This is a genomic window from Haloarcula sp. DT43 (assembly GCF_037078405.1).
Lineage (GTDB): Archaea > Halobacteriota > Halobacteria > Halobacteriales > Haloarculaceae > Haloarcula > Haloarcula brevis.
The window spans coordinates 820,586-836,594 of sequence record NZ_JAYMGZ010000001.1 but is presented as its reverse complement, the minus strand read 5'-3'; the positions used below and the strand labels follow the sequence as shown (position 1 = coordinate 836,594).

18 protein-coding genes are annotated in these 16,009 nt (G+C 70.4%); 11 read left to right on the top strand and 7 right to left on the bottom strand.

The genetic code is table 11. The features are described from left to right. Positions 1-125 precede the first annotated feature (125 nt). Positions 126-587: a hypothetical protein gene (locus VI123_RS04510; protein WP_336336857.1), complete on the bottom strand. Its 462-nt coding sequence runs from the start codon at positions 585-587 to the stop codon at positions 126-128. A gap of 120 nt (positions 588-707) precedes the next feature. On the opposite strand from VI123_RS04510, the gene VI123_RS04505 reads away from it, so the two are divergent. Continuing rightward, positions 708-1,400 (top strand): AzlC family ABC transporter permease, encoded by a 693-nt coding sequence (locus VI123_RS04505; RefSeq protein WP_336336856.1) that lies wholly within the window; start codon positions 708-710, stop codon positions 1,398-1,400. Next, a complete protein-coding gene (locus VI123_RS04500; protein WP_336336855.1) occupies positions 1,390-1,719 on the top strand; it encodes an AzlD domain-containing protein in 330 nt (109 codons plus the stop codon). The genes VI123_RS04505 and VI123_RS04500 overlap by 11 nt, the downstream gene beginning before the upstream one ends. A gap of 13 nt (positions 1,720-1,732) precedes the next feature. Here the strand turns inward: VI123_RS04500 and VI123_RS04495 are convergent, their stop codons facing one another. From VI123_RS04495 to VI123_RS04470, 6 genes are all read right to left on the bottom strand, one after another. Beyond that, positions 1,733-2,290: a transcription elongation protein SprT gene (locus VI123_RS04495; RefSeq protein ID WP_336336854.1), complete on the bottom strand. Its 558-nt coding sequence runs from the start codon at positions 2,288-2,290 to the stop codon at positions 1,733-1,735. Positions 2,291-2,299: 9 nt separating this feature from the next. Further along, positions 2,300-3,067, bottom strand: a complete 768-nt coding sequence (locus VI123_RS04490; protein ID WP_336336853.1) for a Nif3-like dinuclear metal center hexameric protein — start codon at positions 3,065-3,067, stop codon at positions 2,300-2,302. Positions 3,068-3,104: 37 nt separating this feature from the next. After that, the gene (locus tag VI123_RS04485) at positions 3,105-3,818 is read right to left on the bottom strand and encodes a hypothetical protein (RefSeq protein WP_336336852.1); all 714 of its coding nucleotides are present in this window, start codon (positions 3,816-3,818) and stop codon (positions 3,105-3,107) included. 112 nt (positions 3,819-3,930) lie between these two features. After that, positions 3,931-4,902, bottom strand: coding sequence for an alpha/beta fold hydrolase (locus VI123_RS04480; protein ID WP_336336851.1), 972 nt, complete (start codon positions 4,900-4,902; stop codon positions 3,931-3,933). A gap of 54 nt (positions 4,903-4,956) precedes the next feature. Further along, a complete protein-coding gene (gene speB, locus VI123_RS04475; protein ID WP_336336850.1) occupies positions 4,957-5,760 on the bottom strand; it encodes an agmatinase in 804 nt (267 codons plus the stop codon). Positions 5,761-5,762: 2 nt separating this feature from the next. Continuing rightward, the gene (locus VI123_RS04470; RefSeq protein WP_336336849.1) at positions 5,763-6,143 is read right to left on the bottom strand and encodes a translation initiation factor IF-5A; all 381 of its coding nucleotides are present in this window, start codon (positions 6,141-6,143) and stop codon (positions 5,763-5,765) included. Positions 6,144-6,320: 177 nt separating this feature from the next. On the opposite strand from VI123_RS04470, the gene VI123_RS04465 reads away from it, so the two are divergent. The 9 genes from VI123_RS04465 to VI123_RS04425 all read left to right on the top strand — a co-directional run bounded on the left by VI123_RS04465 (position 6,321) and on the right by VI123_RS04425 (position 15,987). Continuing rightward, entirely contained in the window at positions 6,321-6,959 is a 639-nt protein-coding gene (locus VI123_RS04465) for an HAD family hydrolase (RefSeq protein WP_336336848.1), read from the top strand. After that, the gene (locus VI123_RS04460) at positions 6,953-7,876 is read left to right on the top strand and encodes a CobD/CbiB family cobalamin biosynthesis protein (RefSeq protein ID WP_336336847.1); all 924 of its coding nucleotides are present in this window, start codon (positions 6,953-6,955) and stop codon (positions 7,874-7,876) included. The genes VI123_RS04465 and VI123_RS04460 overlap by 7 nt, the downstream gene beginning before the upstream one ends. After that, positions 7,867-8,658: an adenosylcobinamide-GDP ribazoletransferase gene (cobS, locus tag VI123_RS04455; RefSeq protein ID WP_336336846.1), complete on the top strand. Its 792-nt coding sequence runs from the start codon at positions 7,867-7,869 to the stop codon at positions 8,656-8,658. Before VI123_RS04460 ends, cobS begins: the two co-directional genes overlap by 10 nt. Next, entirely contained in the window at positions 8,658-9,197 is a 540-nt protein-coding gene (locus VI123_RS04450) for an NTP transferase domain-containing protein (RefSeq protein ID WP_336337376.1), read from the top strand. Before cobS ends, VI123_RS04450 begins: the two co-directional genes overlap by 1 nt. Positions 9,198-9,286: 89 nt before the next feature. Next, positions 9,287-11,962: a PAS domain-containing protein gene (locus VI123_RS04445; protein WP_336336845.1), complete on the top strand. Its 2,676-nt coding sequence runs from the start codon at positions 9,287-9,289 to the stop codon at positions 11,960-11,962. Positions 11,963-12,003: 41 nt separating this feature from the next. Continuing rightward, complete coding sequence (locus tag VI123_RS04440) at positions 12,004-13,062, top strand: threonine-phosphate decarboxylase (RefSeq protein ID WP_336336844.1); 1,059 nt, start codon at positions 12,004-12,006, stop codon at positions 13,060-13,062. Continuing rightward, positions 13,055-13,762: an adenosylcobinamide amidohydrolase gene (locus tag VI123_RS04435; protein ID WP_336336843.1), complete on the top strand. Its 708-nt coding sequence runs from the start codon at positions 13,055-13,057 to the stop codon at positions 13,760-13,762. Before VI123_RS04440 ends, VI123_RS04435 begins: the two co-directional genes overlap by 8 nt. Before the next feature lie 10 nt (positions 13,763-13,772). Then, positions 13,773-14,423 (top strand): cob(I)yrinic acid a,c-diamide adenosyltransferase, encoded by a 651-nt coding sequence (locus tag VI123_RS04430; protein WP_336336842.1) that lies wholly within the window; start codon positions 13,773-13,775, stop codon positions 14,421-14,423. Positions 14,424-14,514: 91 nt separating this feature from the next. Then, a complete protein-coding gene (locus tag VI123_RS04425) occupies positions 14,515-15,987 on the top strand; it encodes a cobyric acid synthase (protein WP_336336841.1) in 1,473 nt (490 codons plus the stop codon). Positions 15,988-16,009 lie beyond the last annotated feature (22 nt).

The window sequence follows — 16,009 nt, the reverse complement described above, 5'->3', positions numbered from 1 at the left end:
GTCCGACCACACGATAGCAGCGTGATCAGTGTGAAATCGTTTCAATTGGGACGATAACAGTTGTTGTGAATACAGCGAATTATTCACAGCCGTAGCGGTCAGTACATCGGACGAGTCGTATTGGCTCACTCTAACTCAACTATTTCTATCTTTTCGTCTCGGACCTCGATAATGACATTTGGGGCATGTTCTAAGTCATAGTCTCCGATTACCAACGTCTGCGAAACTTCGTTTCCGCCTGAGCGAGAAACTGTTAAGTCGTATTTGCCTTCTTCAGTGATTTGAAGTGGGAATGTTACGGTTTGGCCAATTCCCACCTCAGAGTCTTCCTGCAATATAACTGAATCTGAGCCTTCTACTTTGAGGGATAAGTTCACTTCATTTTCCGTTAGATTTCGGATTTCAAGATACTGGTTTTGGGATTTTTGGGACTCATCAGTCGTGTCTGACGGTGAGCTTGTATTGTCTGATGTAGAAGAACAGCCTGCCAAATAAACACAGGTGGAGGACGAGAGTACGAGGAAATTCCTTCGGAGCATCATTCTATATATATATATTATTCCTGCCATAAGTACATTCTCAAACATATTCCCCGGAGTGGATAACGAAACCGTACGCACAACGCCTGATACTTGCGTGGTCCGTCCCGACCTATCACACGGCAGTCAAAGCGGAGGCCTTAGCGTGCCCGATGCGGACCTACAGCTATGGACACTTCCGCGTTCCGCCGCGGTGCCCGAGACGCGGTGCCGCTGTTGCTCGGCATCGTTCCCTTCGGCCTCGTCGCCGGTATCGCCGCCGTCAACGCCGGATTCGGACTCCCGACGGCGGTCGGGCTGTCCGTGGTCGTCTTCGCCGGCGCGTCGCAGATCGCCGCCCTCGAACTGCTCAGGCAGGACACCCCGCTCTCCGTCGTCGTGGCGACGGCGGTCGTCATCAACCTCCGCTACCTGATGTACTCGGCCTCCATCGCGCCGTACTTCCGGGAGTTCACCGCCAGGTGGAAGGCCGCCCTCGCGTACGTCCTCACCGACCAAGCCTACGCCCTCTCCGTGGCCAGCTACCGGTCCGATCGCCCCGTCGACCGCAAGTGGTACTACCTCGGCGCGGCGGTCACGCTCTGGGCGGTGTGGCAGGTCACCACCGTCGCCGGCGCGCTGCTCGGAACCGGGGTCCCCGACGCGTGGGGACTGGAGTTCGCCATCCCGCTGGTCTTCCTCGCCATCCTGGTCCCGGCCATTGAGGACCGGGCGTCAGCGGTCGCGGCCGTCGTCGGGGGCGCACTGGCCGTCCTCGGCGCGGGCCTTCCGCTCAACCTCGGCCTCCTCGTCGGCTCGGCGGTCGGCATCGCCGCCGGCGTGGTCACCGAGCGGTTCCCGGAGGGCTCCGATGGCGACTAGCTACGACCCCGTTGCGCTCGCCGCCGCCGTCGCGCTCATCGGGATCCTGACCTACGCCTGCCGGCTCTCCTTCATCGCGCTGTTCGGCCGCCTCGACGAGATTCCGCCCGGCGTCGAGCGCCTGCTGCGCTTCGTCCCCGCGGCCGTCCTCGCCGCGCTCGTGCTTCCGTCGTTCGTGACGCTCGACGCCGCGGCCTTCGCCCCCGACAAGTTCATCGCGGGAGCGCTCGCGGCGGGCGTGGCCTGGAAGACCGAGGACGTGTTCGCGACGATGGCGACGGGGATGGGCGTCCTCTGGGCCGTCCGACTCCTGTTCTGAGCCGCGCCGTCGGTCAGGCGAGTTCGAGCGCCGCGCCACAGCAGTTCGACCGGTACCGCTCGCGTTGCTCGACGAGCTTGCAGTCCCGGTAGCGGCGGGCGACGCGGTCGCCGCAGTCGCTGCAGGTGAGGACGTGCTTCGGCTCTGCGAAGGCCGGACAGTGCACGTCGGTGTCGAGCCCGTCGGCCCGCGCCCGGAAGGCGGCCCCGTGGTCGGTCGTCCCGTCGCGCTGGTACTGCTCGACGTGGACGAGTTCGTGGCGCAGCGTCGCCGCCCACTCGGCCCGGTCGAACGACTCGAAGGCCGCCCGCGTCAGCGAGACGGTACAGGGGAGCGGCCGGCCGTCGCTCCCGTCGAGAGCGTCCCAGTCGTAGGGCTCGCCGACGGTCGCGCCGTCGAGTTTCGGCCGCTTGACCGCGGCGGCCCGGCGCTTGGCGCGGTGGGACACCTCCCAGTCGACAAGGTCGAACCGGACCGAGACGCCGCGCTCGCGGCGGACTGTGCGGCAGTACTCGCGTGACCACGCTATCAGGTCCGCGTCGGAATCGATACCTCCGTAGGAAACTACCATCGAGGTGGCTCAGAGCCCGGTCGGGCAGTCGATGTAGGTCGTCTCCAGTCCCCAGTCCTCCGCGACGGCCTGGAGCGACTGGACGCCGAACGTCTCGGTCGCGTAGTGGCCGGCGAGGACCACGTGTATCCCCTGCTCGCGGGCCTCGTGGAAGGCCTGCTGTTTCCCCTCGCCGGTGACGAGCACGTCTGCGCCCGTCTCTGCCGCCTCCTCCAGCCAGTCGACGCCGCTGCCCGTGACGATTGCCACGTCCTCGACTGTTGACGGACCGAAGTCCAGCACCTGGACGGACTGCCCGCCAGTGTCGAAGTTTCCTCCGAGGGTATCTGCGAGTTCGGCGACCGTCTGCGGCTCCGCGAGGGTCCCGCGCTGACCGATGTGTTCGCCGCCTATCGACCCGAAGGGCGCGCGGTTGTCGAGCCCCAGCAGGTCCGCGACGCCGGCGGCGTTGCCCAGCGTCTGGTGACCGTCCAGCGGGAGGTGCGCGACGTACAGCGCGAGGTCGTCGTCGACGAGCGGCGCGACCCGGCGGTAGTGAGTCCCGGTCACGCGCTCCATCCCGCCCCAGACGATACCGTGGTGGGTCACGAGAAGGTCAGCACCCGCTTCGGCGGCACGGTCGATGGTCTCGACGGCCGCGTCGACGGCGAAGGCGACGTGTTCGACCGGCTGGCTCGCCGGCCCGACCTGCAGGCCGTTCGGGCTGGCGTCGATGTCGGCGTAGGCCTCGATGTCGAGACGGTCGTCGAGACGGCTCGCGATGTCTCCTGCGTTCATGCCGCGGGCTTCGAGAGGGGCGCTGGTATGCTTTTCTCTACCCGTCGGACTCGACCAGTTGCCCGTTGGCCTGCCCGATGAGGTCCCGGTCCACCGCGGCGTCGATGATGGCGTCGAACTGCTCGCCGTCGATGTCGTAGGCGTTGACCGCCACCTCGCGTATCTCCGCGCGGTCGACCGGCATCTCCCGGTTCTGGAGCAGACGCATCACCTTGTTGTACTCCAGTTTCGTGAGCGAGGGCGAATCGGCGGCACCGTCGGCGTTCTCGCCGGCATCGCCGTCGCTCCCCTCGGCATTCGCTTCGGCCGATGCCGCTGCACGCTCGTCCGGTGCGTCGGCCGAAGCCGTCTCCGCCGGGTCTGACTCCGGTGTCGAATCCGTCTTCGCTGGCCGCCGGCTCCGCTCCGCGACGCTCGCGCCATCGTCACCCAGAAGTGAGCCGTCCTCGGCCGGCTCGATGACGCCGTCGACGGCCCGTTCGCCGTCAGTCGATGTGTCCGAGTCGCCCGACGGCCCCGACGACTCGGCGGGGCTGGGGTCGGAAGCCGCCACCGCCTCGCGGGCGTCCGCTCTCGCCGCCTCGACGGCCGGTTCGACGATGGTCGCGAGCTTCTCCCGACAGGTCGAACAGAGGACGACCGTTCCCTGGTTTTCGGCTGCAGGGTCCAGTGACTTCGGGATAATCGGATACTCGGAGAGCGAGGCGTCGAGGGCACCGCCGCAGAAGTAACACGAGGATAGCTGGTCCATACCCGGAAGGGAGACGGCCCGGTCACTAAAAGACTACCTGGCCCCGCCGAGCGACGCCCCACCGGGCCGACGAGCCGGCAATGTGTTTGCTCTGTACTACATTGGATACGTGTCAGCCGTCGAGGAACCCACGGACCAGTTCGGCGGCAGCGTCGCCCGGTTCCAGCCACGGCGTGTGGCCGTGGGCCGGGAGCTCGTGGAACTCGGCGTCGGGCATCTTCTCCGCGACGGGGCGACCCACGGCGGGCGGCCAGAAGGTGTCCGCTGTCCCCCACACGAACTGCGTCGGGCGGTCGATGCGCACGATTTCGGGCCGAACGTCGAACAGCGGGTGGGCGCGGCCGAACGAGCCCTGTGCGGTCGCCAGCGACCGCTGGCTCTCCCGCCGGCCGGGCAGGTCCTGCCCGGCGGCGAGCAGTTCGTAGAACGCGTCCGGGATGGCGGACGCGTCGACGACGTTGACCCGCGCCATAGACTGCCTGGCGTTCTCGACCGGGTCGCCGCGGCTCATGAGCCAGAACAGGGCGCGGTTGAGACCCCGAACCGTCAGCAGCCGAAACAAAAGGGGGAGGTCCCGCGAGACGCCGCCCGGCGCGCCGACCAGTTGCAGTCGGTCCACCCGGCCGTGGTCGATAGCCAGCAGGAACGCCTGGAGGCCGCCGTGGGAGTTGCCGACCACGTGGGGACGTTCGACAGCGAGGTCGTCGAGCAGGTCCAGCAAGTACGTCACCAGGAACGACCGGAGGTCCCGGTCCCGGTAGCTCGGCGCGGCCGAGAGCCCGAGCCCCGGCCGGTCGGGCGCGTACACGCGGTACTCGTCGGCGAGGTGGGGGAACAGGGGGAGCCACGCCGCCGCCGGCGTCCCGACCCCGTGCAGGAGGAGGACGGCGTCGCCGTCAGGGTCCCCGCCGACGAGATAGTGGACCCGGCCCGCGGCGTCGGTCGCTGTCACTCTGGACTCGACGGCGAGGTCGTAGCGGTCGGCGAGTTGGGCCTGGGCGTCCGCGTAACGTCGCTCCGCCGGACGGGACCAGTCGTCGGGCGACAGCGCGCGGTCCCGGGGTACTGTGGTACCACTGCTCATACGTGGACTGTCCGGTCCCGGACGTATCAGTATACCGCGGTCCGTCGTGTGGCGTCACTCGCCGGCGGCGTGGGCGAACACGAACTCTCGGAGGAGCTTCGCGGCCAGCGTCGCAGCCTGGCCGTCGTCGCGGTCGTTGACCTCGACCACGTCGAAACCGACGCACTGAGGGGCGACGGCCCGGACCACGTCGCGTAGCTCCCGCGGTGCGAGGCCGAACGGCTCCGGCGTCCCGGTGCCGGGCGCGAAGCCGGGGTCGGCCGCGTCGATGTCGACCGAGAGGTACACCCGGTCGTCGTCGAAGTCGGGCGTCCAGTCGGCCACGTCCTCCGGCGGGACGACGGTCACGTCGCCCTCGCTCGCGCGGTCCCACTCGGCCTCCGAGCCGGTGCGCGCGCCGACGACGACGGCCTCGTCGGCCACCGAGAGCGCGTGGCGGGCCACCGTCGCGTGGGAGTACTCGTCGCCGGCGTAGGACTCCCGCAGGTCGAGGTGGGCGTCGAGACAGACGAACACGTCCGGGTCGAGGGCGCGGACGCCGGCGACCGAGACGGTGTGTTCGCCGCCGACGAGGAGCGGCACGGCCCCCTCGCCGTCGAAATCCGAGAGGGTACCCTCGAGGTAGGTGAGGTACTCGGCGGTGTCGGCCGTGGGGCCGATGTCGCCGTGGTCGTGGACGGCACAGTCGGTGAAGTGCTGGTCGGTGCGGCGGTCGAAGTCGTCGAAGCCCTGGGCGAACTGGCGCACGCGGCGCGGGCCGAACCGCGCGCCGGGGCGAAACGAGGTCGAGGCGTCGAGGGGCGCACCCACGACCGCGTAGTCGGCCGCCTCGCGCTCGGCCCCCGCACCGGGGAACATCGTTACGAGCGCGTGATCTTGCGCTGCTCTTCGTACTGGAGGTACTCGATTTCGTCGTCGGGCTGGAGGTCGATGTCCTCGGGAACGCGCATCGTGAACGTGTCGTAGGTGTCGAGGTCCATGACCTGCGCGTCGTTGCCGTCGGTCGAGACGACCTGGCCCTGCTTCCGGTTGATTATCGGGACCCAGACCTTCGCGTCGACCGGCTGGGACAGCGAGCGCTTCTTCTCGTCGAAGACGCCCTTGGCGTCGATTCGGGCCTTGGCGCTGCCGTGCTTGCCCGGCTTGGCCGTGCTGTAGGAGTTAATCTTACACGGCGTGTCCTCGATCATGACGTAGCTTCCCTCGTCGAGCTCTCGAACTTCAGTCTGCTCTCTTGCCATACCGCCGGATTACCCCTGTTTCGGTATAAACGGTTTGGAATGGCGCAAGCCGGGTTCGTCCCAACCGCCGCGCCGTTGCCGGCGTCGGCTGGAGCGGCGCGATCTCACGTCTCCAACGCCCCGACGGCTCCGAAGCCACCCCAACAGTTCAAGTGAGCTTGCACTAACCACACGGGTGTGGCACTCTCGTTCGACCTGTTCGGGACGCTCGTCAGGGCAGACCGACCCTCGGAACCGTGGGACGCCGTCGCAGCGGCGCTTTCCGCCCGGTCGGTTCGGGTCCCGGACGACTGGGAGGCGGCCTACCGCTCGGCCCACCGCGAGTACGACCGCGGCCGGGAAGCGCCGCTGGACGAGCACGTCCGCCTCGCGCTCGCCAGCCGCGGTGTCGAGGTCGCCGCGGAGACGGCGACGGCGGCCGTCCTCGACGCGTTCGACAGCCCGGTGACGGTCCGTGACGGGGCAACGGAGGCGGTAGCCGCCGCGGCGCAGCGGGGGCCGGTCGCCGTCTGTTCGAACTGCAGCGTCCCGGGGCTGGTCGAGCGAACGCTCGCGCGAGCGGACATCGAACGGCGGAGCGGCCGCTCGTTCGACGCAGTCGTCACCAGCGTCGGCTGTGGCTGGCGGAAACCGCACCCGAACAGTTTCGAATCGACCGCCGACGCGGTCGGCGTGGCGCTCGCGGACCTCGTCCACGTCGGCGACGACGCCCGGACGGACGGCGGCGCGGGCCGTGCGGGCGCGGAGTCGATACTGCTGGCGGACCGCTCGCTGCCGACGATAGCCGAGCAACTCCGGGAGGGAGAGCTGTGCTGAGCGCGCTGGCCGTGGCCGTCGCCGGCGGGCTGGAACTCACCGTCGGCGAGCCGCCGACCCGGGTCCACCCCGTCGCGTGGTTCGGGCGGCTCGTCGGGACCGTCGACCGCGAGTGGAACCACCCGCTCGCGGTCGGGGGGCTGGCCGCAATGCTGTTGCCGCTCGGAGCCGCCGCGGCCGTCGGTGCTGCCGTCGCACTCGCCGCGAGCTTCGGGCCGCTGGCCGCCGTCGCGTTCGCCGGCCTCACACTGTTTCTGACCACGAGCCTCCGGAACCTCCTCTCGACCGCGCGAGGGGTCGTCGCCGACAGCGAAGCCGACCTCCCAGCCGCTCGGGAGGGACTGCTCGCACTCGCCGGCCGCGACGCGACGGACCTCACCGCGGGCGAGGTCCGCAGCGCCGCCGTCGAGAGCGCGTCCGAGAACCTCGCAGACGGGCTCGTCGCGTCGCTGACCGCGTTCGTTCTGGGCGGCCTCGTCGCCGCGGGCCTCGGTCTGCCGGCGCTGCCCGTCGCCGCCGGCGCGGCGGCGTGGGTCAAGGCCGTCAACACGATGGACTCGATGCTCGGCTACCGCTCGAAACACGTCGGGACGCCCGCAGCGCGCCTTGACGACGCCGTGATGTGGCTCCCGGCGCGGCTGAGCGCGCTCCTGCTGGCCGTCGCGTTCGCCTCGCCTCGGTCGGTGGCCCGCGCCCGAGCCTGGCTGGACGGCGTCCCCTCGCCGAACTCCGGCTGGCCGATGGGGACGGCCGCCGCGGCGCTGGACGTTCGACTCGAAAAGCCGGGCGTGTACGTGCTGAATCCCGCGGGGAAGCTCCCCGACGGGGCGACGGCCCGGCGCAGTGTGACCCGGGTCGGCGTCGCCGGGATAGCGGCGTACCTATTGGCCGGACTGGGGGCGTACGCGTGGTTCTGACCGCGGTCCGGGGGGCGCTGGGATTCCTCTCGCGGCTTCCAGTCGGGCACAGCGAGCGAGCCTGGGACGCCTTCGTCGGGACCCCGGCGGCGTTCCCGCTGGCCGGCTACGTCGTCGGCGGCCTCGTCGCCGTCCCCTTCCTCGCCGCCGGCCGCCTCCCGGCCCCGGTGGTCGCCGCGGCGTACCTCGGTGCGGTCGTCCTCGTCACCGGCGTCAACCACGCCGACGGGCTGGCGGACCTGGGAGACGCCGCCGTCGTCCACGGCGACCCCGCCGAGCGCCGCGACGTGATGCGTGACACGACCGTCGGCGTCGGGGCCGTCCTCGCGCTGGGGACGGTCCTCGTCGCGCTGGCGCTGGCCGCGCTGGCAGTCGCCGGGCTCCCGCCGCTGGTCGCGGTCGCGCTGGTCCTCGCCGCCGAAGTGGGGGCCAAGCTCGCCATGGCGACGCTGGCCTGCGTCGGCCGGCCGAGCCACGAGGGGTTCGGGTCGACGGTCATCGACGGGAACGGCCCGCGCCAGCTCGCCGGCTCGCTCGCCGTCGGGCTGCCGGCCGCCGTCGTCGCCGTTCCGGCGACTGCGGTCGCAGTTCTCACCGGGCCGCTGCTGGCGCTTGGCCTCTCAAGGTGGGCCGACCGTCGGCTGGGCGGCGTCGGCGGCGACGCCTTCGGCGCGGCTAACGAACTCACGCGCGCCGTCGCCCTCCACGCCGGCGTCGCCGCGTGGTCGCTGTTCGGAACGCCGCTTCGCGGCTGGGAGGTGTTGGCGTGGACGCTCTCGTGATGTGTGGCGGCCGCGGGACGCGGCTGGCCACCGACGCCGAGAAGCCGCTCTTCCGCGTCGGCGGCGTCCCGATGGTCGACCGGGTGGTCGGCGCACTTCGGGACAGCGCCGTCGACCGAATCGTCGCCGCGACGTCGCCGAACGCGCCGGCCACGCGGGCCCACCTCGACGTGCCCTGCGTCGAGACGCCGGGCGAGGGGTACGTCGCGGACCTCGACAGGGCGCTGGCCGACGACCGGCTCTCGCGGCCGGTCCTGACCGTCGCCGCAGACCTGCCGTTGCTCGACGGCGAGACGGTCGACCGCGTGCTCGACGCCCACGGTGAGGGGTCGCTGACGGTCCTGGTGCCGGCCTCGCTGAAACGCGGGCTCGGCGTGAGCGACGACACGACCTTCGAAGACGGCGGCCGGGAAGTCGCGCCGACGGGCGTCAACGTCGTCGGCGAGGGTCCCGACGACGCCTGGCTCACGCGGGACCGGCGCGTCGCGGTCAACGTCAACACGCTCGCCGACGCCCGCGTCGCGGAACAGTGGCTGTGACCGACGGCGGGACGGCCCGCTCGCAGCGCGGTCGGCCGCGGTATCGTGTTGGCAAGCAAATATGACGACGCAGAACATTGTGTGTGGTAATGGCCGACCACATCCGTGTGCTCCACGTCGACGACGCACAGGGGTTCGCCGAGATGACGGCCGAGTATCTCGAACGGGTCGCCGACGACCTGACGGTCGTGACGGCGACGAGCCCCGACGACGGCCTGGCCCGACTCGACGACAGTATCGACTGCGTCGTCAGCGACTACGAGATGCCCGAGCGGAACGGCCTGGAGCTTTTCGACGCCGTCCGGGACCGCTACCCCGACCTCCCGTTCATTCTCTTCACCGGGAAGGGGAACGAGGCCGTCGCCAGCGAGGCCATCACGGCGGGGGTCACGGACTACCTGCAGAAAGACCGGGGCACGGACCAGTACACGATTCTGGCCAACCGCGTCCGGAACGCCGTCGACCGACGGCGCGCCCGCCTGGAGCGCGAGCGGAGCGAACGGCGGTTCGAGGCGGTCTTCGAGGACCCGCAGACGCTGGTCGGCGTCCTCAACCCCGACGGGACGGTCCGCAAGGCGAACCAGACGGCGCTGGAGGCGGTCGACGCACCGCGCGAGGCGGTCGTCGGAGAGCCCTTCTGGGAGCTGTCGTGGTGGCCCGAGGGCCACTCGGCCGAGGTCGAGGAGTGGGTCGAGCGCGCCGCCGACGGCGAGTACGTCGAAGTCGACATCGACCACACCACCGCCGGGCCGGCACAGTTCAGCTACCACGGCTACATCCGGCCGGTCAGAGACGACGACGGCGACATCGTCTCGCTCGTCGCGTCGGGCCACGAGGTGACGGGGAAACGGGAACGTGCCGAGAAGCTCGAGCGGAAGACGGACCTGCTCCGACATGCCCAGCAAATCGCGGACGTGGGCGGGTGGGAACTCGACATCGCGGAGCCGCCCTACGAGGCGACGTGGACCGACCAGCTCTTCGAGATATTCGGGATACCGCCCCAGGACGCGATGACGCCGGACGAGGTGCTCAGCTTCGTCCACCCGGACGACCACGACCGCGTCGCCGCCGAGACGGAACAGCTCATCGAGGCGGGCGAGGGCCTCACACAGGAGTACCGCATCGTGACCGGGGAGGGCAACGAGCGCTGGCTCCGCGTCATTTCGGAACGGCCCGACGACCGGGCGGACGTCATCCGCGGGGCGACGCTGGACGTCACCGAGCAGAAGCAGACGACGCAGGCGCTCAGGGAACGGGAGCGAACGCTCAGTCAGTACAAGGAGTTCACCGACGACATCTTCGACGCCGTCGACGACGTGTTCTTCCTGCTGGACGAGCGCGGCCGGGTCCGGCGCTGGAACGAGTCGCTCGAACGGGTGACCGGCTACGACGGCGACGACCTGTCCTCGATGGACGGCGTCGCGTTCTTCCGACCCGAGGACCGCGAGACCGTCAGGGAGGCGTGCCGGGCGGGCGACACCACGACGGAGCTACCGCTGGTGGCCCACGACGGGGAGCCGGTCCCCTACGAGTTCGTCTTCGACCGGGTCGAAACGCCCGAAGGGGAGCGACGGACGGCCGCCATCGGCCGCGACATCTCGGCCCGCAAGGAGCGCGAGGAGGCGCTTGCCAGGACGAACCGCCAGCTCCAGACGATTCTGGAAACCACGACCGCGCTCGTGTTCCTGAAAGACAGCGACGGCCGGTACCAACGGATAAACGAGCGGTTCCGTGCGGTGCTCATCGACGGGCCGATGGACGTGGTCGGGAAGACCGACGCGGAACTGTTTCCGGACGAAATCGCCGAGCGGATACGCGCCGACGACCGGCAGGTAATCGAGACCGGCGAATCCATCGAGCGGGAGGAGGAGATCCCGACACCCCACGGGCCGCGGACCTTCCTCACGCTCAAGAACCCGATATACGACGCCGAGGGGGCTGTCGCCGGCATCTGTGGCGTCGCCACCGACATCACCGAACGCGCCGAGTACAAGGCCAACGTCGAGCGCCAGAAGGAGCGCCTCGACGAGTTCGCCAGCATCGTCTCCCACGACCTCCGGAACCCGCTCGACGTGGCGCGGGGGCGGCTGCGCCTGGCGGAGTCAGACCCGTCGGCGGAACACCTGGCGGCCATCGAGCGGTCGCTTGACCGCATGCAGGAACTCATTGACGACCTCCTGGCGCTGGCCCGGCAGGGCGAGGCGGTCACCGACGTCCGGCCGGTCACCGTCGAGAACGCGGTCGAGCAGGCCTGGCGGAGCGTCCGGACCGGTGCGGCGACGCTCGAAACCGACATCGAGGGGACGGTCATGGCTGACCCGACCCGCCTCCAGCAACTGTTCGAGAACCTCATCCGGAACAGCGTGGAGCACGGCTCCACGAGCAGTCGGCCGGCGGCAGACGACGATGTCGAACGCGGGTCGACGGCCCCACCGCCAGAGCCGGGAAACGGCGACGTGACGCCGGACTCGGACGGGTCGGTCGCCTCCGGCGGCCCCCGAGCCGACGCGCGCGGCATCACCGTGACGGTCGGGGCGCTCGACGACGGGACGGGGTTCTACGTCGAGGACGACGGGGCCGGCATCCCCGACGACGAGCGGGGGAAGGTGTTCCGGAGCGGCTATTCGACCTCCGAGAGCGGGACCGGGTTCGGCCTCGCCATCGTCCGGGAAATCGCCGAGGCGCACGGCTGGGAAATTACCGTGACCGAGAGCGCCAGCGGGGGCGCACGGTTCGAGTTCCGCGGCGTCGACGGCCCGGACTGACCGCGAAACTTTCTCCACACCGCCGGCCGTAGCCCCTGTCCATGGACCCTGACTCGGTGGAGGGCTTGCGGGCGAGTGGCGGCGACGGGGCCGCGGACGCTATCGGCCCCGACGGGCGCGTGCCACACGGCAGCAGCGACGACCCGGCCCTGCTGGATTTCAGCGCGAACACGAACCCCCACGTCCCGCCGGCGGCCGAAGCGACCTACCGGGCGGCGTTCGGGACGGCCCGCTCGTACCCGGCCGACGACTACCCCGAGTTCCGCGAGGCCGCGGCGGCGTTCGTCGGCTGTGAGCCGGCGCAGGTGATACCCACGGCCGGCGGCCTCGAAGCCATCCGCCTCGCCATGCAGACGACAGTCCGGACGGGAGACAGCGTCCTCCTCCCGTATCCGAGCTTCGGCGAGTACGCCCGCGAGGTGCGCTTGCAGGGCGCGACACCCGAGTTCGTCCCCCACGACGAACTGCTCGACGCCGATCCGACGGGCCACGCGCTCGCCGTCGTCTGCAATCCGAACAATCCGACCGGCGAAGCAGCGGACTCGGCGACACTCCGGGCCTTCGCCAGCCGCTGTCGCGCGGCCGGGACGACGCTGCTCGTCGACGAGGCGTTCCTCGGGTTCACCGACGAGCCGTCGCTCGCGGGGACCGACGGTGTCGTCGTCGCCCGGTCGCTGACGAAGCTGTTCGGCCTGCCGGGGATTCGGATGGGCTACGCCGTCGGGACCGGACGGGAGCGCGACCGCCTCGCGACGGCCCGGCGCGCCTGGTCGATGAGCGCCCCCGCGGCCGCGGTCGGCGCGCACTGCTACCGCCAGGAGAAGTTCGTCGCGGAGACGAAAGCCCGCGTCGAGCGCGAACGCGAGCGCGAACGCGAGCGCCTCGGTGACCGATTCGACGTGTCACCCTCCGACGCGCCGTTCCTGCTGTTCTCGGTCGAGGGGAGCGGGGCCACCGTCGACGAGGTGCTGGCGTCGGCCCGCGAGGCCGGCGTCGCCCTCCGGGACGCCCGCACCTTCCGCGGGCTCGACTCGCACATCCGCGTCGCCGTCAGGACGCCCGCGGAGAACGACCGCCTGCTGGAGGCGCTGGATGTTTGAGACGGCGGTCCGAGCGGGCGTCTGTCAGGCCCACCGAGAGGGGGCACGCTGGCTCTCGACAGCGTGGGACGGCGGCTACCGGAAGCGCGACGCCGTCTACAACGTCACGGTCCCGACGGGGTTCGAGCGGACCGACCTCGACGCCTACCGCGAGGAACGGCTCGCCGACGCCGGCTTCCCGGTCGGTCCGACGCTGCTGACCGGCGTGGACATGGCCCACGCGCGCTGCGCCCGGAGCGGCCCCGTGACGGCGCTGGCGACGGCCGGGCTCTCGAACCCGGCGGCGCTGCCGATGGACGGACGGGTGGCGAGCGGACCCGAAACGGAAGCCGACGAGGCGACTGAGGACTGGCGACCCGGGACGGTCAACGTCGTCGTCGGCGTCGACCGGGCGCTCGATGACGGGGCGCTGGCGACGCTGCTCGCGACCGCCGTCGAGGCGAAGGCCGCGACGCTGCTCGACGCGGCGGGCGTCCCCGGGACCACGTCGGACGCGGCCATCGTCGGCTGCGTCCCGGGCACCGAGCGCGCGCCGTTCTCCGGGAGCGCGACCGAGGTCGGCGCGGCGGCACGGGCGTGCGTCCGCGACGCTGTCCAGGCGAGCCTGGCCGCGCGCTACGACGCGGAAGCCGTTCCGACTGTCGAGGGGGCCGCCCACGGCGTGGTCACCGACCGGCAGACCGATGTGTTCCAGCCGTGAACGAGCGGGTATGACCGACAACACGGCCGGCCCGACCGCCGAACCAATCGAGCCGAGCGCGCCCGACGAGTTCGGACTGGTGCAGGTCTGGTGGGGCGACGGGAAAGGCAAGACGACGGCGGCGCTGGGGATGGCGACCCGCGCCGTCGGCCACGGCTACCGCGTCCACCTGCTGCAGTTCATGAAGGGCGGCACCGGCACCGTCGAGGACGTCCGCGGCGAGTACAACGCCATCGCGGCGCTGCCGGGCTTCTCCTACGAGAACGCTGGACACTACGGCTGGCACGGCTTCATGGACGGGAGTGCCGACGACGAGCACGAGGCCCGTGCGAGGGGTGCGCTCGACCGCGCCAGGGACCTGGTCGACGCCAGCGCGGACGCCGACCTCGCCGCGCCGCTCGACCCCGATGGCCCGCCGGAGGACGGCCTACACATGCTCGTGCTCGACGAAATTCTGTACGCCGCGAACCGCGGCCTCGTCGACCCGGAAGACGTGATTTCGCTGGTCGAATCGAAGCCCGACGACCTCGAACTGGTCCTCACCGGCGGCCACGAGGCCCCCGAGTACCTGCTCGACCACGCCGACCTCGTGACCCAGGTCAAAAAGGAGAAACACCCCATCGACGCCGGGCAGGGCGCGCGCAAGGGGACAGAGTTCTGAACGCCGTCCGTCGAACGTGGGTCGAACACCCGAATCCAGCGCGAGCGATTCGAGCGAAAGACACCAGTGCGTTCGGTGCGCAGACGGAGTGATGGCCGAAACCCTGCTCGTCGCGGGCACCGCGAGCCACGTCGGCAAGTCGACCGTCGCGGCCGGGCTCTGCCGGTACCTCGCCGACCGCGGCGTCTCCGTCGCGCCGTTCAAGGCCCAGAACATGAGCAACAACGCCCGGGCGACGCCCGGCGGGGAAATCGGCGTCTCGCAGTACGTGCAGGCCCGCGCGGCCGGCGTCGCGCCGTCGACCGACCACAACCCGGTCCTGCTGAAACCTCGCGGCGACGGCGAGTCACAGCTCGTGCTGGACGGCGAAGCGGTCGGCCACTTCGAGGCCCGGGGGTACTACGACGACCACTGGACGGACGCGCTGGAGACCGCCCGCGCGGCTCACGACCGCCTCGTTCGGGACCACGACGTGGTCGTGGCCGAGGGGGCCGGCTCAATTGCCGAAATCAACCTCCACGACCGCGACCTCGCGAACGTCGAGACCGCCCGCTTCGCCGACGCCGACGTGTTGCTGGTCGCCGACATCGAACGCGGCGGCGTGTTCGCCTCGCTCGTGGGGACGCTCGAACTCCTGCCCGACGACGTGCGCGAGCGAGTGGTCGGCGCGGTCGTGACGAAGTTCCGCGGCGACCGCTCGCTGCTCGACCCTGGCATCGAGGAGTTCGAAGCCCGGACCGGCGTGCCCGTCCTCGGTGTGCTTCCCTACGACGACCCCGGGCTCCCCGAGGAGGACAGCGTCTCGCTCCCGGCGGTCGGGGAGCGCGCGGTGGTCGGGGCCGACGACGGCATGCCTGACAGCGAAAGCGTCACCGTCGCGGTCCCGCGGCTCCCCCGCATCTCGAACTTCACGGACCTCGAACCGCTCGCCCGCGAACCCGGCGTCAGGGTCGCGTACGTCCCGCCCGAGGCGACGCTCGACGACGCCGACGCGGTGGTCCTGCCGGGGAGCAAGAACACCGTCGACGACCTACTGGCGCTCACGGACGCGGGCTTCGGCGACCGCCTCCGTGCGTTCGAGGGGCCGGTCGTCGGTCTCTGTGGGGGCTACCAGATGCTGGGCGAGGAAATCACCAACGCCGCAGTGGAGGGGACCGGCGACGCGGACCGCGTCGAGGGACTCGGCCTCCTGCCCGTGGCGACCGCCTTCTCGGCGTCCAAGACCGTCGAGCACGTCGAGCGCGACCTGCGCGGCGTCGGGCCGCTGGCCGGCGCGAGCGGGACCGTCGAGGGCTACGAAATCCACATGGGCGACTCGACGCTGACCGGGGACGCGGCCCGCCCGTTCGACGGCGACGGGGCGGCGACTGACGGGGTGCTCGGGACCTACCTCCACGACCTCTTCGTGAACGACACTGCCAGAGTTACCTTCGTGCGAAACACGTTCGATTCGGCCGGCATCGACCCGCCGCCGGCAGCGGAGCGCGACGAGGACGACCCGTACGACCGCGCCGCCGCGCTCGTCGCTGACCACCTCGACCTCGACTTGCTCGGACTACCCTGAGCTCGGGTTTCGTACTCGACGT